At 59.4% G+C, this 19,215-nt stretch carries 15 protein-coding genes and 1 tRNA gene; 10 read left to right on the forward strand and 6 right to left on the reverse strand.

Going from position 1 to position 19,215, the window contains the following annotated elements; genetic code table 11:
* Positions 1–2: 2 nt before the first annotated feature.
* Both ACR1XV_RS09825 and mgrA read right to left on the reverse strand, forming a co-directional pair.
* Positions 3–902 carry an NAD(P)-dependent oxidoreductase gene (locus ACR1XV_RS09825; RefSeq protein WP_480530764.1) on the reverse strand — a complete coding sequence of 300 codons (900 nt, stop codon included), beginning with the start codon at positions 900–902 and terminating at the stop codon, positions 3–5.
* A 24-nt stretch (positions 903–926) separates the two neighbouring features.
* Positions 927–1,964, reverse strand: a complete 1,038-nt coding sequence (gene mgrA, locus ACR1XV_RS09830) for an L-glyceraldehyde 3-phosphate reductase (RefSeq protein ID WP_480530766.1) — start codon at positions 1,962–1,964, stop codon at positions 927–929.
* 311 nt (positions 1,965–2,275) lie between these two features.
* On the opposite strand from mgrA, the gene ACR1XV_RS09835 reads away from it, so the two are divergent.
* Positions 2,276–3,802, forward strand: coding sequence for a UxaA family hydrolase (locus ACR1XV_RS09835; protein ID WP_480530768.1), 1,527 nt, complete (start codon positions 2,276–2,278; stop codon positions 3,800–3,802).
* A gap of 26 nt (positions 3,803–3,828) precedes the next feature.
* Here the strand turns inward: ACR1XV_RS09835 and ACR1XV_RS09840 are convergent, their stop codons facing one another.
* Positions 3,829–4,797 (reverse strand): GntR family transcriptional regulator, encoded by a 969-nt coding sequence (locus ACR1XV_RS09840; protein WP_480530770.1) that lies wholly within the window; start codon positions 4,795–4,797, stop codon positions 3,829–3,831.
* A gap of 151 nt (positions 4,798–4,948) precedes the next feature.
* Between ACR1XV_RS09840 and ACR1XV_RS09845 the strand changes: the two genes are divergently transcribed.
* From ACR1XV_RS09845 to aroE, 4 genes are all read left to right on the forward strand, one after another.
* Positions 4,949–5,902 carry a substrate-binding domain-containing protein gene (locus tag ACR1XV_RS09845; RefSeq protein WP_480530772.1) on the forward strand — a complete coding sequence of 318 codons (954 nt, stop codon included), beginning with the start codon at positions 4,949–4,951 and terminating at the stop codon, positions 5,900–5,902.
* 62 nt (positions 5,903–5,964) lie between these two features.
* On the forward strand, positions 5,965–7,536 hold the full coding sequence (locus ACR1XV_RS09850; protein WP_480530774.1) for a sugar ABC transporter ATP-binding protein: 1,572 nt from the start codon (positions 5,965–5,967) through the stop codon (positions 7,534–7,536).
* Positions 7,533–8,585, forward strand: a complete 1,053-nt coding sequence (locus ACR1XV_RS09855) for an ABC transporter permease (protein ID WP_480530776.1) — start codon at positions 7,533–7,535, stop codon at positions 8,583–8,585. Before ACR1XV_RS09850 ends, ACR1XV_RS09855 begins: the two co-directional genes overlap by 4 nt.
* 27 nt (positions 8,586–8,612) lie before the next feature.
* A complete protein-coding gene (gene aroE / locus ACR1XV_RS09860; RefSeq protein ID WP_480530778.1) occupies positions 8,613–9,476 on the forward strand; it encodes a shikimate dehydrogenase in 864 nt (287 codons plus the stop codon).
* Between the two features lie 217 nt (positions 9,477–9,693).
* On the opposite strand, the gene ACR1XV_RS09865 is transcribed toward aroE, so the two are convergent.
* Together ACR1XV_RS09865 and ACR1XV_RS09870 are read right to left on the reverse strand one after the other, a co-directional pair.
* Positions 9,694–11,037 carry a sodium-dependent transporter gene (locus ACR1XV_RS09865; protein WP_480530780.1) on the reverse strand — a complete coding sequence of 448 codons (1,344 nt, stop codon included), beginning with the start codon at positions 11,035–11,037 and terminating at the stop codon, positions 9,694–9,696.
* A gap of 100 nt (positions 11,038–11,137) precedes the next feature.
* Positions 11,138–11,212 (reverse strand) — tRNA-Gln (locus tag ACR1XV_RS09870).
* A 351-nt stretch (positions 11,213–11,563) separates the two neighbouring features.
* On the opposite strand from ACR1XV_RS09870, the gene ACR1XV_RS09875 reads away from it, so the two are divergent.
* Positions 11,564–12,073, forward strand: coding sequence for a ferritin (locus ACR1XV_RS09875; RefSeq protein ID WP_480530783.1), 510 nt, complete (start codon positions 11,564–11,566; stop codon positions 12,071–12,073).
* Between the two features lie 3 nt (positions 12,074–12,076).
* Here ACR1XV_RS09875 and ACR1XV_RS09880 read toward each other — a convergent pair whose 3' ends face one another.
* Positions 12,077–12,598 carry an SH3 domain-containing protein gene (locus ACR1XV_RS09880; protein WP_480530785.1) on the reverse strand — a complete coding sequence of 174 codons (522 nt, stop codon included), beginning with the start codon at positions 12,596–12,598 and terminating at the stop codon, positions 12,077–12,079.
* A 137-nt stretch (positions 12,599–12,735) separates the two neighbouring features.
* Between ACR1XV_RS09880 and ACR1XV_RS09885 the strand changes: the two genes are divergently transcribed.
* The 4 genes from ACR1XV_RS09885 to ACR1XV_RS09900 all read left to right on the forward strand — a co-directional run bounded on the left by ACR1XV_RS09885 (position 12,736) and on the right by ACR1XV_RS09900 (position 19,094).
* Entirely contained in the window at positions 12,736–13,722 is a 987-nt protein-coding gene (locus ACR1XV_RS09885) for a 2-hydroxyacid dehydrogenase (protein ID WP_480530787.1), read from the forward strand.
* A gap of 18 nt (positions 13,723–13,740) precedes the next feature.
* Positions 13,741–15,138, forward strand: coding sequence for an FAD-binding oxidoreductase (locus tag ACR1XV_RS09890; RefSeq protein WP_480530789.1), 1,398 nt, complete (start codon positions 13,741–13,743; stop codon positions 15,136–15,138).
* Positions 15,139–15,220: 82 nt separating this feature from the next.
* Complete coding sequence (locus ACR1XV_RS09895) at positions 15,221–16,447, forward strand: hypothetical protein (protein WP_480530791.1); 1,227 nt, start codon at positions 15,221–15,223, stop codon at positions 16,445–16,447.
* A 139-nt stretch (positions 16,448–16,586) separates the two neighbouring features.
* Positions 16,587–19,094, forward strand: coding sequence for a GcvT family protein (locus tag ACR1XV_RS09900; RefSeq protein ID WP_480530793.1), 2,508 nt, complete (start codon positions 16,587–16,589; stop codon positions 19,092–19,094).
* Positions 19,095–19,215 lie beyond the last annotated feature (121 nt).

A 19,215-nucleotide genomic window follows, 5' to 3' on the forward strand; every position in this document is an offset into this window, starting at 1 on the left:
GGCTATTTACCCCTGTCCAACCCATTCATCTGCGCGATGAAATCCGACAGCATCGGCAGGTAGCGCTCTCCTTGCCCGGCTGCCTCCATCGCTGCGAAGGCGTTCCGCACATCCGCCTGCACCGGGTTGAGGGCCCCGACACTGTTGGCCAGGTTGGTCAGATACCGCATGTCCTTGTGGGCATTCGTGATGCTGAACTTGTGGGCGTTCTCATCCCGCTCCAGCGTCCATTTCATGAAGGTTTCATAGAACCCGTTCGATAAACGGCCGGGACGGATGATGGAATCCACCTGCTCAACCGTCAGGCCCGATTTCTCGGCAATCGCCAACGCCTCGGAATAGAGCGCCGCGTAGCCCAGTGAGATGAAGTTGTTGATCAGCTTCATCTTGTGTCCCAGACCAACCTCGCCCAGATGCACGGCCAACCCGGACCAGCATTCCAGAACCGGTTTGATCCTTTCGAATGTCTCGGGTGTCGCACCGACCATTGCGTCCAGCGTGCCCGCTTCGGCCTCTACCGGAGTTTTCGCCAGAGGTGCGTCGGCCAGATCCATACCTGCCGCGCGCAGTTCAGTGGCCAGTTGCAGGGTTGAGACCGGATCAGAGGTCGAGCAATCGATAACGATCAGACCCTCTTTGCCAGACGCCAAAATCCCTTCGGGGCCGCGCACGATTTGTTCCACTTGCGGGCTGCCGGACACGCATAGATGGATGATATCGCACTGGTCGGCCATGTCCCTGGCCGATTTGACCTCGGTCGCACCGCGTTGCAGCAGATCATCGACGGGGGTACGGTTGCGGTGGCCCATTACAACCAGCGGATAGCCTTTCTGGACGATGTTCTTGGCCATGCCGTGCCCCATCAGGCCGACACCAATGAAACCTATGACAGGCTTGTTCATGCTCGTTTCCTTATTCAAATCGGATTATGCGTTCGAGGATTGCGACCACAGATTGACGTCGCCATTGGCAGAATAGAGGTCAATCTCGGCCAATTCATCGGGCGTAAACGCGATGTTCTTCAGGGAACCCACGCAATCAATGATCTGCTCGGACCGTGAGGCCCCGATCAGCGCCGTTGTAATTCCACCGTCGCGCAAAACCCATGCCAGCGCCATCTGGGCCAACGTTTGCCCCCGACGTTGGGCAATGGCATCCAGGCTGCGCAGGTTTTCGATGGTTTTGTCGGTCAGCAAACCCGGATTCAGTGACTTGTCATCTGCGGCCCGACTGTCCTTAGGAACGCCATTCAGGTATTTCCGGGTCAGCATTCCCTGCGCCAGCGGGGTGAAGGCGATGGAGCCGATGCCGAGCTCTTTCAGAGTGTCTTTCAGCCCGTCCGTCTCGACCCATCGGTTGATCATGTTGTAGCTGGGCTGATGAATGACACAGGGTGTGCCCAGATCCTTCAGGATGGCAGCCGCTTCGCGCGTGCGCTGCGAGTTGTAGGACGATATCCCGACATAAAGCGCCTTCCCCGAGCGCACGATCTGATCCAGCGCGCCCATCGTCTCTTCCAGCGGGGTGTTGGGGTCAAACCGGTGTGAATAGAAAATATCGACATAGTCCAGGCCCATGCGTCTAAGGCTCTGATCGCAAGACGCGATCAGGTATTTGCGACTGCCCCATTCGCCGTAAGGCCCGGGCCACATATCGTAACCGGCCTTGGATGAGATAATCAGCTCATCCCGGTATCCGGCGAAATCCGTTGCCAGGATTTGCCCAAAGGCCTCCTCGGCGCTGCCCGGAGGTGGGCCATAATTGTTGGCCAGATCAAAATGCGTGATACCCAGATCAAAAGCTGTCCGACACAGCTCTTGCTTAAGGCCATGTGGCTTGTCCGATCCGAAGTTATGCCATAGCCCCAGCGAGATCGCAGGCAACTTCAGCCCGCTGTTGCCGCAGTGGTTATAGATCATGTCGTCGTATCGGCCCGCGCGGGGCACGTAGGAACTTTTAGCCATAACAAGCAGTCCTTTAAGATGAGCTGGCGAGGCCTTCACGACCCTGTTTGGTGGTGCATGTCCCGCATTGCCCGAAACCTACACTGTATGGGGGCGTCACATAAACAACTTTCACCCGCCTGATAACGATGTCTTGAACACAGACTTACAAGCGAATGCCGCGTTCGACCCATTGGCAGGGCTGTTGTTTTGGCGGCTATGGCGCTATCACAGATGCGAAGTTGTTTTGCGGGCTGCGTGTGGACGGATTTGCAGATTGCCGTTCGGTCCTCCTGACAACGAAGAACCTGGAACAAGTCGGGAAATTCGGAATGAGTGCGATCAATGGCGGCGATCTGATCCGTCTCCAAGAGGCTGATAACATCGTCATCGCGGCCCGTACACTGGATGCCGGGGTGGATTTGGCCGGGATCACACTGACCAATCCGGTGCCGTCAGGACACAAGATCGCAACACAGGATATTGCGCAGGGCGATGCCGTTCGCAAATACGGGCAAGTGATCGGGTTTGCATCCGCTGACATTCGGGCCGGAGAGCATGTGCATTCTCACAATCTGCAATTCGAGCCGCTCGAACTTGATATGCGTGTGGGGCAAGACCTCAAAGATGTTGATTTCGTGCCCGAGCCAGACCGCGCTCAGTTCATGGGGTATCGTCGCCCCAACGGCCAGGTGGGCACGCGTAATTTCATCGCTGTGCTGACATCGGTGAACTGTTCGGCCACCGCAGCACATATGATAGCTGCCGAAATCACGGATGACGAACTGTCCGAGTACGAAAATGTCGATGGGGTCGCCGCGTTTTCGCACGGAACTGGCTGCGGAATGGCGATGAACAGCGATGGGTTCGCCAACCTGCAACGGGTGCTTTGGGGCTATGCGCGAAATCCCAATGTCGGCGGTGTTCTGTTCGTCGGTTTGGGGTGTGAAGTCAACCAGATCGATTTTCTACTTGAGGCTTATGGCTTGTCGCAGGGGCCGCGGGTCAGGACCATGAATATTCAGAACATGGGCGGGCTGCGCCAGACGGTCGAGGCGGGTCTGCGCGAAGTGCGTGAGATGTTGCCGATCGTCAACGCGGATCGGCGCGCTTTGGCCCCCGTGTCCGAAATCACGTTGGCGCTGCAATGTGGCGGTTCGGACGGCTGGTCAGGTGTGACGGCAAACCCGGCGCTCGGATATGCGGCGGATCTGCTCGTGCGTAACGGCGGCACGGCTGCTTTGGCCGAGACGCCAGAGATCTATGGCGCGCAGCATCTGTTGACCTGCCGCGCCCGTGACGAAGCCACCGCCTCCAAGTTGATCGAACGCATTGAATGGTGGGAACGGTACACGGAAATCAATGACGGCTCGATGGACAACAATCCGTCGCCCGGCAACAAGCGAGGTGGTCTGACAACCATTCTCGAGAAATCTCTGGGCGCGGTGGCCAAAGGCGGGACCACACCGCTGAACGGAGTTTACCGCTATGGAGAGCCGATCGATACGAAAGGGTTCGTTTTCATGGACAGCCCCGGCTATGATCCGGTCTCGATTACAGGTCAGATTGCCTCGGGCTGCAATATGGTGGTCTTTACGACGGGTCGAGGCTCTGCCTTCGGCTCCAAGCCTGCGCCGACGATCAAGGTCGGTTCCAACACGGCGCTATGGGGCCGGATGCCGGAGGATATCGACCTCGATGCAGGGGTCATTGTCTCGGAAGGGCTGAGCGTCGAGGCGGTCGGGCAAGAACTTTTCCAGCATATTATCGCCGTCGCCTCGGGTCGGCCCAGTAAGTCTGAAGCGCAGGGTCTGGGCGACCATGAGTTCGTGCCCTGGCAGATCGGCGCGGTCATGTAAGCGGATTGCCGCACCCGCATGGCTGTCTACAAGGGGCGTGCATACGGGTAGTCGAGACCCGCGTTTTGCTGTTGGAACCGTTCAAGTCGTTCCTGTGTTTTTTGGGATGAGTTCTCCAGATGCCAGACCAGCGCTGACTTGGCTCCTTGCAGGTCCCCTGCAAGAACGGCGGCAAATACCTTGGCGTGCTCGTCTGCGAACAAATGACGCGAGCTGTAGCGCGGGAAATAGAAACTGTTGAAGACATGCACCAACCGACTGCGCCGCAAAACCGCCATCAGGAAGTCGTTTCCACAGTAAGACAGCAGGTGATCATGCAGATCAGCCTCAAGCCGCTCGAGCCGTTGTGACGTCAACGAGGCGCTACGCCGACTCGCGGACTCCAGGCGGGCCATGCAATCCTCCAAGAAACCCTGATCGATCCGGTCGAAGCCTTCGCTTAGCGCATGTGGTTCGAGTAGAACTCTGACCTGAAACTGCTCGGCGATCGCGCGCGCGTCAAAGCGGTTCAGCACCCACTTCTGCCCGTCCAGGCGCATGATGTTATCCTCGACCAGCCTCACCTGAATGTCGCGTAATACAGTGCGGCTGATGTCATGGCATTCGGCCAGTTTTGACGGCACGATCCGGCGCTCTCCGGCGCTGGCAAGAGCCAACAGTTCAAACTTGATAGTGTCGTAGCGTTCGATCCATTTGATCGCCGGAGACAGTTTTTCGATATCAGACAGTGGGTTGCCAGCCCGGTCGACGCTCGGGAGCGGCGCGTTTTCTGGCGTTGCAACCGCAAAGCCGCGTTTGCCCGCTCGTGCGTGGATTTGTCCGTTTGCCTGCAACGCTTGCAGCGCGTTGCGTGCGGTCTGGCGACTGACCTCGAAATGATCGGCAATAATGGATTCCGTCAGCACGGTGCCGTCCGGCACAAGGCCGGTGCGGATTGCATCGCCAAGCCGCTCGCTGATCTGCGCATACATTGGATGGGTGCGCTCGTGGGTCAATCCGCTGTCTCCTATTTTGGGCAGTTCCCGCGTTGAACCCCGGTGTTCAATCACACTTCATGTCAAACTTGAAGAAATAACTTTTGTGTGCAAAAGTCAAAAAGCATCGAACATCGGTTATCAAGGCCGAGGCAGACCCAGGAGGTGAAAGATGAAACATACCGATATGAAGCGCATGATGGCCGCCGCCGCACTGAGCATTGGCATCGCAGGCCCTGCATTTGCCGAAGACATGACGATCATGTCCTCGATGCCGTCGTTGCAATTCCCGTTTTTTGTCCACATGCAAAGCAGTATCAATGACGAGGCCGAAAAGATCGGGAACATCTCGGTGATCGAGGCGGATGGCCGCAATGAATCTCCTAAACAGGTAGCTGATGTCGAAAATGCGATCGTGCAAGGGGTAGATGGAATCATCATTAGCCCGAATGATGTGAACGCACTTGCCGGTGCGATCGAGGATGCAGTGAACGAAGGGATCCCGGTCGTAACGATCGACCGCCGTGTCGATGGTGTGGATGGCTTGCTGGCGCATGTCGGCGCCGATAACGTCGCCGGAGGCGAGGCACAGGGGCAATGGGTGGTCGAACAATTCCCGGACGGCGCGCGGGTGGTGAATCTTCAGGGTCAACCTGGTGCCAGCCCTGCCATTGACCGCAATCAGGGTCTGCACAATGTGCTCGATCCGCTGAGCGACAAGTACGAGATAGTTGCCGAGCAGACCGCAAACTGGAGCCGCGAGCAAGGGTTGAGCGTGACCAATGCCATCCTGACCGGCCTCTCTGAGATGCCCGATGTGATCGTCGCCGCCAATGATGAAATGGGGCTGGGCGCGCTTGAGGCATTGCGGTCGCTGGGGGCGGAGGATCAGGTCAAGATCATCGCTTTTGACGCGGGCCCCGAGGCGCTGTTGGCCGTGCGCGAAGGTGGTCTGGCAGGCGCAGTCGATCAGTTCCCGGGCCTGCAATCTCGTACAGCGGTACAAATCGTGAATGCCTTTGTCACCAGTGGCGAACGGCCCGAAGAGGTTGTGAATCTGATCATCCCGCGCATGATCAGCGCCGACAATCTTGAAGAGGCTGAACGGTTCGGTGAAATCAAGTAAGATCGCTCCGGGGTGCGGGCGTTTCGCCCGCATCGTCCCGACCGCCATCCAGGGGCCGCACCGTGCAAACTACCGATTCACAGCCACTTCTGAAGGTCGCGGGGTTGACCAAGACCTTCCCCGGCGTGGTCGCTCTGGACAAGGTCAATTTTGAGGTCGGCCCGGCAGAAGTCCACGCCCTGCTTGGTGAGAACGGGGCGGGAAAATCAACGCTTCTGAAAATTCTCAGCGGTGCGCAGCCTGCAGATCGGGGCACGATGTCCCTGAACGGCGCGCCGCTGAATGCCGGCACGCCGCTTGAGGCGCGCGAGGCGGGCGTTGTCACAATTTATCAGGAATTCAGTCTGATCCCGCCGCTTTCCGTGGCCGAGAACATTTTTCTGGGCCGCGAACCGCGCGGCATTCTGGGGATCCGCCACAAGCAGATGCATCGCGAAGCCCGCGAGGCGCTGGATCGGATCGGTCTGGACATCTCGCCCGCCCGGCTGGTCAGCAGCCTGAGCGTCGCCGAACAGCAAATGGTCGAAATCGCCCGGGCGCTGTCGATTGATTCCAAGCTGATCATCATGGACGAACCCACCGCCGCGCTCAGCGGGTCCGAGGTAGATCGCTTGCTTGAGATTGTGCACGAGTTGAAACGGCAGGGTCTCAGCGTTGTCTATGTCACCCATCGCCTGCAAGAGGTGTTCCGCGTCTGCGACCGCTATTCGGTGCTGCGTGATGGTTGCATGGTGGGGTCGGGCGCGGTTGCGGATACCGACGAAGATGGCTTGATACACGCGATGGTCGGGCGCGAGTTTTCCCATATCTTTGCCCGGCGGGACACCGCCCAAACGGGTGAAGTCGCGCTGGAGGTCCGCGATTTTTGCAGTGTTCCCAACCTGCGCGATCCGAATGCCACAACCGTCCACAACGTGTCTTTCAAAGCCCGTTTCGGAGAGGTTTTGGGCATTGCCGGTCTGGTCGGGGCAGGGCGGACGGAAACCGTGCGCATGATCTTCGGAGCCGATGACAGGCTGAGCGGAGAGATTTTGGTCGAAGGCAGGCCCGCGCAGATCACCTCGCCCCGGCAGGCGATCAATGCGGGTATCGGGCTGGTGACGGAAGATCGCAAAAAACAGGGGTGTTTTCTGGATCTGCCCGTCAACCAGAACATTTCGATGGCCTCTTTAGAACACTTATCGGGTCGGTTTGGTATATTGGATCTGGGGGCCGAGGCCCGCCTGTTCGAAGACAGCCGTGACAAGCTGGATATCAAGGTGGCCGGTGCGCGGCAGGCCATTGGCAAACTGTCGGGCGGCAATCAGCAAAAGGCGCTGATTGCACGCTGGCTGGCGAAAGCGCCGAAAATACTGATCGTCGATGAACCGACGCGCGGAATCGATGTCCGATCAAAAGCGCAGGTCCATGACATCCTGTTCAGCCTTGCTGATCAGGGCACAGCGGTCATCGTGATTTCATCTGAACTGCCCGAAATCCTGACCGTATCGGACCGTATCCTGACCATGTCCGAAGGCCGGATCACCGGCGAATTCACCCGGCAAACCGCGTCCGAGGAAGTTTTGATGCAAAGCATGACACCCGCCCAGATACAGGCAAGCCCCGCACCTGGCCTTGCAGAGGAACAGATATGAGCAGTGATGAAAAAAGCCCGGCCAGCGCGGGACCCCAAGGTAAGGACAGCCCCGCAGGCCAAAGCTTTGACTGGGCCGGAATGTTGGCCAAGCTGGCCCCCTTGATCTTTTTGGTCCTGCTGGTGGTGGTCTTCACCTCGTATAACGAACGGTTCCTGTCGACCCGTAACATCTTCAATATCCTCACCGAAGTGTCGATCTTTGGTCTGTTGGCTATCGGCATGACCTTCGTGATCCTGACCGCCGGGATCGACCTGTCTGTGGGCTCGACCCTTGCGGCGGCGGGCATTGTGGGGGCGGCGATTGTGACCGGAGGGCAGACTGAATCCTTCTCGCTGGGTGGAGGTGACAAGGAAACCGTCTGGTGGTTCTGGGCGCTGGCGGCCTCGATTACGGTCGGTACGCTTGCCGGAGCCTTGCAGGGCGTGACCACAACGGTGTTCAAGGTGCCGCCCTTTGTGGTGACGCTGGGCGGCATGTCGCTGTTTCGCGGTATCACCCTGCTGGTTGGCGATGGGGGCCCGATCAGCGGCTTTGACGCGGGCTATCGCTGGTGGGGCAGGGGCGATATCGCAGGCATTCCGGTTCCGGTCTTCCTGTTCGTCACGGGCACTGCGCTGGCGTGGTATGTGCTGAACTACACCCGCTATGGACGCAGCGTTTATGCCGTCGGCGCCAACCCCGAGGCTGCGCGCCTGTCGGGGATCAATGTCGGCTTTGTCGTTGCCAGCGTCTATACGATCACCGGCTTCTGCGCAGGTCTGGCGGGCTTTGTCCTGTCGGCGCGGTTGAACTCGGCCGAGGCGGTGGCCGGGGTCGGGTTCGAGCTGCGTGTGATCGCATCCGTAGTCATCGGCGGCACCAGTCTGTTTGGCGGCATCGGCTCGGTTCTGGGCACCGCTGCGGGGGCTTTGCTGATCGGGGTGCTGCTGAACGGTCTGGTCATGCTGAACGTAAAGCCGTTCTGGCAGCAGATCGTGATTGGCATCATCATCGTCGCGGCGGTGGCCTTTGACACTTACATCAAATCCCGCAGCCGCAGCACCTGATCTGCTCTGCCCGAATCGGAGGCTGACATGAAATACAAGACCGACCTCGTGGGCGTTATCGGCCAGCCGGTCTGGGACAACCCCAGCGAGCCAATGGTGCAGGCCGCCTTTGACCATCACAACCTGCGCTGGCGCTATCTGACGCTGGAGGTCACGCCCGAAGGCCTGAGCGACGCCGTCCGAGGCCTGCGCGCGCTGGGGTTTGCCGGGTTCAACTGCACGATGCCGCACAAGATCGCTGTCATGCAGTATCTGGACGAAATCGCGCCTTCGGCGGCGCTGATCGGCGCAGTGAATTGCGTGGTACGGCGCGACAAACGCCTGATCGGGGAAAACACCGACGGGCGCGGTCTGGTGCGGGCGCTGCAGGACGTCACCTCGCCCAAGGGACAGCACGTCGTTCTTCTGGGCGCAGGGGGGGCTGCCCGCGCCATCGCGGTTGAACTGGCCCTGGCCGGCATCAGCGAGATCACCGTGGTCAATCGGGACGAAAGCCGGGGTAGGGAGCTGGTGGCCACCCTGTTGTCAGAAGCGGTTCAACAGCAGGCTGCCGGGCTAAGGGCGCGCTTCATGCCGCTGGACGGGCAGGTCCGGTTGCCTGAAGGGACTGACATATTCATCAATGCGACTTCCATTGGAATGTACCCGGACGCGGACGCGATGGTGCCGCTGGATATCGGGACACTGTCCCTGTCAACCCTTGTGATCGATGTCATCCCCAACCCGCCGCTGACGCCCTTGCTGCAGCAGGCGCAAGGCATCGGCTGTCGGGTCATCGACGGGCTGGATATGCTGATCGAACAGGGCCGGATCGGGATCGAGCTTTGGACGGGACGCAATCCGGACAAGCACGCCTTGCGCAGCGCGCTGGAACGGGATTTTCTGGATTAGATTTGCCGTTAACGACTGCGATGATGGCCCCGATTAGATTTCCAGTGACCCCAAATCGGCCTACGACGATTTTCATAAACTTATTGCAGCGGTTGGCCTCTGGGACTGCGCGGAGCATCAGGCGGCGCAGTTGCTGACCCCGCCAACGGTTCAAAAACTGCACCAGCCAAGACTACACAATCACTTTGTGAATACGCAGTTATCTTTCCTCTATCTGTCAGAACGTTATGAGTTCTAGGCCGCTCAGGAGTATCAACAGGATCGCGGCAGGGGCGACGAAGCGCACAATGAACAACCAAGCCCGGGTTAGCACACCCGGCTTGCCATCTCCGGCAACCTCTCTCAGTGCGATTGGGCCTATGATCCAACCGGCGAAGATACAGATCAGCAGGCCGCCGATCGGCAGCAGCAATTTGTCCGTTAGCCAACTGGCTGAATCGAGAAAGCCCTGGCCTTTGATGAAGTGAACGTCACTCCAGATGCCGACCGACAAGGACGACGGAATTCCGGCCAGAAACGCGACAGTCCCCGCCCCAATGGCGGCAGTCCTGCGGGACAAGCCCGTGTTCGCAAAGAACGCGACAACCGTTTCAAGGATCGATACGGAAGATGTCAGGGCCGCGATGGTCAACAGGACGAAGAAGATGATGGCAAACACATACCCGCCGGGCATCGAATTGAAGACCGCCGGCAAAGTCACAAATGTAAGGCCCGGCCCCGTGGCGGGATCCATGCCGATGGCAAAAACGGCGGGCAGGATGGCAAGCCCAGCCAGAATGGCAACCAAGGTATCCAGAACCGTGATCTGAACCGCGGACTTGCCAAGGTTCATGTCCTTGCCGACATAAGACCCAAAGGTCAGCAAGGCCGCCATGCCCAGCGACAACGAGAAAAAAGCTTGCCCCAGAGCCGCGATGATCGTCGTCTCCGAGACCTTTGAGAAATCGGGTGCGAGGAAGAATTCCAGACCTTTCTCCGCGCCGGGAAGAGTGATCGACCGCACGACCAAAGCCACCAGGATGACGAAGAACAGCGGCATCAGAACCTTGCTTGTCTTCTCGATCCCGCCCGAGACACCTCCGATGACAACAGCGATGGTCAGCGCTGCGAAAATGCCGTGATAGATGATTGGGGTCACAGGCGATCCGACAAACGCGCTGAATGCAGCCCCAACCTCTGCGGCATCCATGCCCGAGAACGCGCCGCTGGCGGATTTGACAACATATGCGATGCACCAGCCTGCGACGACGGAGTAGAAAGACAAGACAACAAACGCCGTCAGTACCCCCAGCACACCGATGAAAGACCATCCGGGCTTTCCAAGCTTGGCGAATGCGTGGATGGCGTCGGTCTGGGCGTGTCGACCGATCGCGATCTCGGCCAGCATCACCGAAAGGCCAATCGTGAACACGATCCCCAAATAGATGATTATGAAGGCGGCCCCGCCATTTTCGCCTGCGATGTAAGGGAATTTCCAGATGTTCCCCAGGCCGATGGCAGACCCTGCGGTGGCCAGAATAAATCCAACGCGAGAGCCCCAGTTTTCATGCGATGTGTTCATGTTTTTTGTCCTGAGCGATGCACTCGAATAGCACGCAGTCGGCATCTCAGGATTCGTCCGCGTTTGAACTATTGAGCACAAGACATCTTAGGGGTGTGATTGGCTGGGGTGGTAGGATTCGAACCTACGATACACGGTACCAAAAACCGCTGCCTTACCACTTGGCTACACCCCAACGATGAGCGGCTATCTACGACTGTTGGTTTCAGGGTTCAAGGGCTTTTTTGGACAAAAGCGACATCAATTCCGAGAACGCTTTGGGATGGCCCTCGGGGCGCATGAAACCCGGGTGTTTCTAGGAGCTGAGCGCCCCGGCTTTTCGCTCAGGGTGCAGGTGAAGGTCGTTGGATGACGCTGTTGGCCGCATGCGCCGAGAAGTGGGGCTGATAGATGCGAGTGAAAGTCATTCACACCGATGGCCTCATAAGGCTATGTTTTTTTTATAAAAATAAGGGCGCGGGCGTTGAGTGACCCGGTTTCTGATACTATGTTCGCACCATACGCATCCAGTCCTGAGGAGCTCGCGATGAAACTGAATCAGAAAGTCGCCGAGGCGCTGAACAATCAGATCAATAACGAATTGAACGCCTCATACACCTATCTTGCGATGTCCGCCTATTTCGAAGCGCAGGAATTGCCGGGGTTCGCCAGTTGGTTCCGGGGCCATTCGGCCGAAGAGGAGACGCACGCCATGCGGATCTTCGACTTTGTGGCCAAGCGCGGTGCGCGCATTCATCTGGACGGTATTGCCAAACCGCAAACGGAATACGCATCGCCCGTTGATGTGCTGGAACATGCCCTGTCGCATGAACAGGTCGTGACCGGGCAGATCAATGCTCTGTTCGAGCTGGCGCAGTCCGAGAAGGAATACAGCACGCAGAATATGCTGAACTGGTTCCTTGCAGAACAGATCGAAGAAGAGGATTTGTTCGCGTCCATTCTGGATAAGGCAAAGGCCGCCGGGGATGACCGCTGGAACCTGTTGCTTCTGGATCAGGAACTGTCCCAGCGCGGGGACGGCGAGGCGGAAGAATAGAGGCTATTCCCGGATCTCGGCTGCGTCGACGCCCCAGAGGTTGCTCTTGAGGGTCCAGCCGCGATAGCCACCTGCCGAGATCTGGCACCAGTCGGCGGTGCAGGTGCCTAGCCGGGCGACCACGCCGGTTTCGAAATGCGCGTTGATCTGTGATCCGGGGTCGGGGCTGGCATAGATCGGCAGCATATCGGATTCGATCAGGACTGTGCGCACTCCGGACAGCAGCGCGTAGTGGACCCAGCCTCCGGCACCGTCGCGGTCCTGAACCTTGCGCCAGTTGCCGTATTCGGCGGTGATCTGCAGCGGCATCCCGCGGCGCTTGAACACCCAGTCGATTCGATGGGTCAGAGAGGGGCCGCGGCGCACATTGCCCTCGGCTGCTTTCATCGAGACATAGCGCGGCAACGGCAGATTCGTGACCTGGCCGCGTTTGTCCTGCGCGGCTGCGGCGACGGCGGCAAACGCAAAGACCAATGCGGAAAGTATCGCCAGTAAATGGCGTCTTACTGAAACCCTGACACTCAATTGCCTGCTCTTAATGCCTGTTGACCGCGTTTCGAAAAAAGGTCGGGCCTTTGGCCCTTGGGGTTCTTGTGCCCCGTGTCATCCTGCGCCACGATGCCATGGCGCGCGACTGTTTGCAAAGCGGTAGGAGGGCTGAGGTGCCAAGAGAACGTCTGAGTGTTGTCGTTACGCGACGGTTGCCCGAGGCAGTCGAGACCCGGTTGAGTGAGCTGTTCGACGTGCGCTTGCGCGACGACGATACCCCCATGACGCGCGATCAACTGGTCGCGGCGGTGAAAGAGGCGGACGTGTTGGTGCCGACCATCACCGATACGATCGACGGCGGCATTCTGGGGCAGGCGGGGGAAAATCTGCGCCTGATCGCAAACTACGGGGCGGGGGTCGATAACATCGATGTGGCGACGGCGCGGCAGCGGGGCATTCTGGTCTCGAACACGCCCGGCGTGCTGACCGACGATACCGCGGACATGACCATGGCGCTGATCCTGTCTGTGACGCGGCGTATCCCCGAGGGGCTGGGCCTGATGCAAAAGGGCGATTGGGAAGGCTGGGCGCCGACCGCGTTGCTGGGCGGCCGGGTTGGCGGCCGTCGTCTGGGCATTCTGGGCATGGGTCGGATCGGGCAGGCCGTAGCGCGGCGGGCCAGTGCGTTTGGGATGCAAGTGCATTACCACAATCGCCGCCGTCTGCGCCCCGAGATCGAGCAAGAGCTTGAGGCCACTTATTGGGACAGTCTGGACCAGATGGTGGCGCGGATGGATGTCATCTCGATCAATTGTCCCTCGACGCCATCTACCTTCCACCTGATGAACGCGCGGCGGCTGAAGCTGATGAAGCCTTCGGCGGTGATTGTGAACACGTCGCGTGGTGAGGTCGTGGACGAGAATGCGCTGACCCGGATGATCCGCGCGGGTGAGATCGCGGGGGCGGGGCTGGATGTTTATGAACACGGCACGGATGTGAACCCGCGTCTGCGGCAATTGCCCAATGTGGTCCTGTTGCCGCATATGGGCTCGGCCACGCTGGAAGGACGGATCGAGATGGGTGAGAAAGTCATCATCAATATCAAGACCTTTGAAGATGGCCACCGGCCGCCGGATCAGGTCGTCCCGGCGATGCTCTAGGCCGGAAGGGGAAAGACGATGGCGCAGGCAACCGCTCTGCCACGTAATGAGGCCGGCATCGAAACGGCCTTGGGGATACTGAAGCAACGGTTCGGGGATCGGCTGCAAACCGGTGCGGCGATCCGCGAACAGCACGGCCACACTACCACCTGGATCGAGAACCAGAGCCCGGATGCGGTGGTGTTTCCACACTTGACCGAAGAGGTTGCCGAAATCGTCCGAACCTGCGCCGCGCATAAAGTGCCGGTGATCCCGTTTGGCACCGGCACCTCGCTTGAGGGGCATGTAAATGCGCCCGCTGGGGGCGTGTCGGTGGACCTGAGGCAGATGAACAAGGTTCTCGCCGTCAATGCGAGCGATCTGGATTGCACCGTGCAGCCCGGCGTGACCCGCACCGAATTGAACACGCATCTGCGCGATCAGGGGTTGTTCTTTCCCATTGATCCGGGGGCCGATGCCTCGCTGGGCGGAATGGCAGCCACCCGTGCCTCGGGCACCAACGCGGTGCGGTATGGCACGATGAAGGACAATGTGCTGAGCCTTGAGGCCGTCATGCCCGACGGGCAGATCATTCGCACCGGTCACCGGGCGCGCAAATCCTCGGCAGGCTACGACCTGACGCGCCTGCTGATTGGGGCCGAGGGGACGCTGGGCATCATCACCGAGATCACCCTGCGCCTGCAGGGTATTCCCGAGGCGATCAGTTCGGCCCGCTGTTCATTTCCAACCGTGGATGCGGCCTGTCAGGCGGTGATGATGACCATCCAATACGGCATTCCTGTTGCCCGGATCGAACTATTGGATCAGATGTCTGTCCGTGCGGCCAACGCCTATTCCGGGTTGACCCTGCCGGAAACGCCTTTGCTGCTGCTCGAGTTCCATGGTTCGGAGACAGGCGCCGCCGAGCAGGCCGAAACCTTCGGCCAGATCGCCGAAGAGTTCGGGGGCACGGATTTCGCCGCGACCTCGACCACCGAAGAGCGCAACAAGCTGTGGCAGGCGCGGCATGATATGTACTGGGCGAGCCTGCAGCTGCGCCCCGGTGCGCGCGGGATATCGACCGATGTCTGCGTGCCGATCTCGCGTCTGGCCGAATGCGTCACGACGGCTCAGGACAAGGCGCAGGAATTGGGTTTGCTGGCCCCGATCGTGGGTCATGTCGGCGACGGGAATTTCCACACGCTGCTGCTGATCGACATGGACAACTCCACCGAGGTCGCGGCGGCCGAGGAATTTGTCGGCTGGCTGAACGATCTGGCGATTTCGATGGACGGCACCTGCACCGGGGAGCACGGGATCGGTCAGGGCAAGCGCCCCTATCTGGTCAAAGAACTTGGCGCGGCCACCACCTATATGTCGACAATCAAGGCTGCGTTGGACCCTGATAACATCATGAACCCCGGCAAGATTCTCTGACCATCAGTGGTTAGGCCATACCGGTGCCTCAATCTTGTGTGATTGACCTCTGCAAGAGCAGGTTTTGATTCCGAGGTCATTCATGGGCGCGTTGCGTTTCATAGGGTTTTTGCTGATCGCTGGATTGGTTATCGCGGGGCTGGACTATTACCAGCAGGACAAGAAGGTCGAAGGCAGGCTGTCTTTCGGCAGTTATACGGACACGCTCAAAGACCGCTTTGGCGCGTACAAGGCCGAACAGGTCGCCAAGAAGGTCGAACGCGATCGGAAATCGCGGTGGGATGAGGGGTCCAAACCCCACCTCCCCTCGGCCCCCGCCGGGTGGAGCCGCCATGACCTGACCGAAACTGAAAGCGCGCCGGTTCAGACGGTACTGTCGGCGTATCAACTCACGCCGCTGATCAGTTCGATTTCCAGTCAGGCCGAATTGCAGCGCCTGTCCAACGCGGGCCGGGATGGCCTGATCCGTAAGCTGGCTGAGACGAGCTATGTCTATGTAAAAGATGATGAGATCCTCTGGCTCGACATCGCGTTCAAGCGCAAGCAGCCGCGCAACACGCTGGTCGGACTGGCCCTGGGCCGTCAGGCCAACTTCATGAACGCGATGGAGCTTAAGGACGGGTTTGCCGTTCTCGACGGCGTTCCGTTTGTCGAGGTGCGCGAGGATATCTCGGGGCGTTCGGACGAGAGTGACGTACGCAAGATCAAGGGCCGGATCGGCTTTGACGAAGAGATCGTGATCCGGCTGCACAGCAATGCAAGCGATGAAACCATACGCGCGTTGCTGGCCGAAATTGATCTGGCGGCCCTGAATGCGCTGCTGCAATACCCCTCGCCCGCAACGGGGCAGGGCATCGATATCGCGCTCGAACAGCAGGCCGAGATGGCGGATAAGAGCCATCGGCTTTATCAAGAGATGAAGCTGATGCAAGAGCGTACGACACAGGACAAGCTCGAAAACATGGATATGGGCGCGGTGATGCTGAACACGCTGCTCGCCGCGGATTTCGATGCCGAGGGTCTGGCCGATATCACCGGTGGCAAGGTGTTTGAAAATCAGGACAACCTGCAAATGGCCCATGGCAAGGCGCTTGAGATGCTGCTGCGCTCGGACCAGCGTCAGGCTGCGGCTGCCCCCCAAGGCAAGGGGTTTCTGCGAGGGCTGATGGAAAAACTGCCCAAGTTCGGCACGGGTGACGGTACCGAGGTTACAAAGGCCAGCGAGGTGCGGGTGCGCAAAGGGGGCGGGACCGCGTCGTCCTGCAACATGAACGGCTCGTTCAAACGGTGCTCGATCGGCGACAACTGAGTCATCAAACATCGACAAAGGACGACCTGCGGCATCTGCGGGTCGTTTTTTTTATATCACTGGTCGGATGAATGTCGCGCCCGGGGCCGCAAATGCGCCATATGGTGTCAACTGAATTCAAGGGGGGAGACACCCGGCTATGAAAACCCAAGTCAAAGCACTGGTCGTTGGCGGTGGCGCCGTCGGCACCTCGATTGCCTATCACCTGGCCAAGGCGGGCTGGGACGATGTGATGCTGATCGAACGCGATGAGCTGACGTCCGGCTCCACCTGGCACGCAGCTGGCCTGCTGCCGCTGTTCAATATGTCCTACGCGACAACTCACATCCACAAATACTCGGTCGATTTCTACAAGCAGCTTGAGGAAGAGACCGGCCTGAACGCGGGCTTCGCCGTTGTCGGCAACCTGCGCATGGCGCAGACGCAAGAGCGTATGGACGAATACATGCTCTATGCTTCGACCGCAGAGACCTGCGATGTGGCTTATGAATGGCTGACACCCGAGCAGATCAAGGAACGCTGGCCGCTGATCGAAACGGGCGACCTGAAAGGTGCGATCTATCACACCGAAGATGGCTATATTAACCCTGCTGACGTAACCCAAGCGATGGCCAAAGGTGCCCGTCAGCGCGGCGTCGACATCGTTCGCAAGATGCAGGCGGATGCCTTCCACTGGAACGGCACTCATTGGGAAGTCACCTGTACCAAGATGGTCGAACAAGGCGGCAACCTTGTTCCCTCTGATGAGCAGGTGGTGATCACCGCCGAGCATGTCGTGACCGCATCGGGCAACCACGCACAGCGCACCGCCAAGATGCTGGGCATCAAGATGCCCGCGATCCCGGTTGAGCACACGTTCATCGTCATGGACAAAGACCCCGAGTTGGTCAAATGGCGTGAAGCCGGTAACCCCGAGCACCCCGTTGTGCGTGACGCCGACAATGAATCCTATGCGCGCGAAGAACGCGGTGGCTGGATTTTGGGCATCTATGAACACGGAGCGCCTGCACGTTTCGAACATGGCGTTCCGGACAGCTTCCGCGCTGACCTGTTCCCACTGGATATCGACCGGATTGCGGATCAGTACATGGCGATGGCCGAGCGCGTGCCCTCCTGCGCCGAATCCGGACTGAAGGACGATTTCAACGGCCCGATCTGCTACACGCCGGACGGCAACCCGCTGGTTGGTCCGGCTCCGGGTCTGCGCAATATGTGGCTGGCCGAGGGCTTCTCGTTCGGAATCACCGCCGCGGGCGGCACCGGCTATTATCTGGCACAGATGATGGTCGATGGCGAAGCCGAGATCGACATGGCCTCGCTGGACCCCAAGCGGTATTCGTCCAACTGGATGACCACCGAGTTTGCAGCGCGCAAGAACGAAGAGTGCTATGAGCACGTCTACATCCTGCACCACCCCGACGAAGAGCGCGCGGCCTGCCGCCCGCTGCGCACTGTTCCGGCCTATGACCGCCAGAAAGCGCGCGGCGCTCAGTTCGGCTGGGTGAACGGTTGGGAACGTCCCAACTACTATGGCCCGGTTGATGCACCCGAAAACTTCGACCATGACGCCCGCTCGTTCCGCCGTGGCGGCTGGTGGCAATATGCCGTCGAAGAAGCCAAAGCGATCCGCGAAGGCGTTGGCCTGATCGACGCGTCGGCCTTTACCAAGCATGTCGTCAAAGGCCCCGGTGCGACCCAGTTTCTGGATTGGTTCACCTGCAACAAGCTGCCCAAGATCGGTCGTATCAACCTGACCTACGCGCTGACTTCGCACGGTACCACCCGCACCGAATACACCATCGTCCGCAACGGCGAGAACAACTACTACATCGTCTCCGCCGGTGCCTGGACCGAGTACGACGCCGACTATCTGCGTAAGGCGGCCGAGGACAAGATGGAGGAGTTCGGTTACATCGAAATCCAGGACGTGACCACTCAGTGGGGCGTCTTTGCCATCGCCGGACCCAAGTCGCGCGACGTTCTGAAAGAGGTCATCAAAGACGCCGATCCGGACACCGCGCTGTCCAACAAGCGCTTCCCGTGGCTGTCGGCCCGTCAGATCGAACTGGGTATGTGCCCAGTGAACGCGATCCGCGTGGCTTATACCGGTGAGCTGGGTTGGGAATTGCACCATCCGATCGAAATGCAGAACTATCTGTTCGACCTGCTGGAAAAAGCCGGTGAGAAGCATGGTATGAAGCTGGTCGGTGCGCGCGCCCAGAACTGGCTGCGTCAGGAGAAATCCTATCGCGCTTTCGGTACCGAACTGGGCCGCGATGCGACCCCGTTGGAGGCCGACCTGCCGCGCTTTGTCGACCTGTCGAAAGACTTCTACGGCAAGGCGAAGCTGGAAGAGACCGGCGTGCGCTTCAAGTGCTGCACCCTGCTGATCGACGGACCGGACGATGCCGACCCGTGGGGCCGCGAGGCGCTGTATACGCCCGAAGGTCAGCGCGTTGGTCGTCTGACCTCGGGCGGCTACTCGGTGGCGTTCGAGAAATCCATCGGCATGGGCTATGTGACGCCTGAACTGGCCGTTGAGGGCACCAAGCTGAAGGTCAAGATTCAGGACAAGCTGTGGGATGCCGTGGTCACCTGCGACAGCCCCTACGATCCCAAGAACGAAACCATCCGCAAGGACGGGTAAACTTGGATAGATTGCGGGCGGCGCGCAAAGAATGCACCGCCCCTGGCGGCACATGCCTCCGGCGGAAGTATTTTTGAACAGAAGAAGCGGGGGCTGGTCAAATGATCCAGCCCCCTTGCTT

The sequence above is a fragment of the Ruegeria sp. AD2(2025) genome, from assembly GCF_056542385.1.

Excerpts from the sequence above, each read along its gene's own strand:
- ACR1XV_RS09825 (WP_480530764.1), bottom strand. The coding sequence starts at position 902 with ATGAACAAGCCTGTCATAGGTTTCATTGGTGTCGGCCTGATGGGGCAC.
- mgrA (WP_480530766.1), bottom strand. The coding sequence starts at position 1,964 with ATGGCTAAAAGTTCCTACGTGCCCCGCGCGGGCCGATACGACGACATG.
- ACR1XV_RS09835 (WP_480530768.1), top strand. The coding sequence starts at position 2,276 with ATGAGTGCGATCAATGGCGGCGATCTGATCCGTCTCCAAGAGGCTGAT.
- ACR1XV_RS09845 (WP_480530772.1), top strand. The coding sequence starts at position 4,949 with ATGAAACATACCGATATGAAGCGCATGATGGCCGCCGCCGCACTGAGC.
- ACR1XV_RS09855 (WP_480530776.1), top strand. The coding sequence starts at position 7,533 with ATGAGCAGTGATGAAAAAAGCCCGGCCAGCGCGGGACCCCAAGGTAAG.
- aroE (WP_480530778.1), top strand. The coding sequence starts at position 8,613 with ATGAAATACAAGACCGACCTCGTGGGCGTTATCGGCCAGCCGGTCTGG.
- ACR1XV_RS09865 (WP_480530780.1), bottom strand. The coding sequence starts at position 11,037 with ATGAACACATCGCATGAAAACTGGGGCTCTCGCGTTGGATTTATTCTG.
- ACR1XV_RS09875 (WP_480530783.1), top strand. The coding sequence starts at position 11,564 with ATGAAACTGAATCAGAAAGTCGCCGAGGCGCTGAACAATCAGATCAAT.
- ACR1XV_RS09890 (WP_480530789.1), top strand. The coding sequence starts at position 13,741 with ATGGCGCAGGCAACCGCTCTGCCACGTAATGAGGCCGGCATCGAAACG.
- ACR1XV_RS09895 (WP_480530791.1), top strand. The coding sequence starts at position 15,221 with ATGGGCGCGTTGCGTTTCATAGGGTTTTTGCTGATCGCTGGATTGGTT.
- ACR1XV_RS09900 (WP_480530793.1), top strand. The coding sequence starts at position 16,587 with ATGAAAACCCAAGTCAAAGCACTGGTCGTTGGCGGTGGCGCCGTCGGC.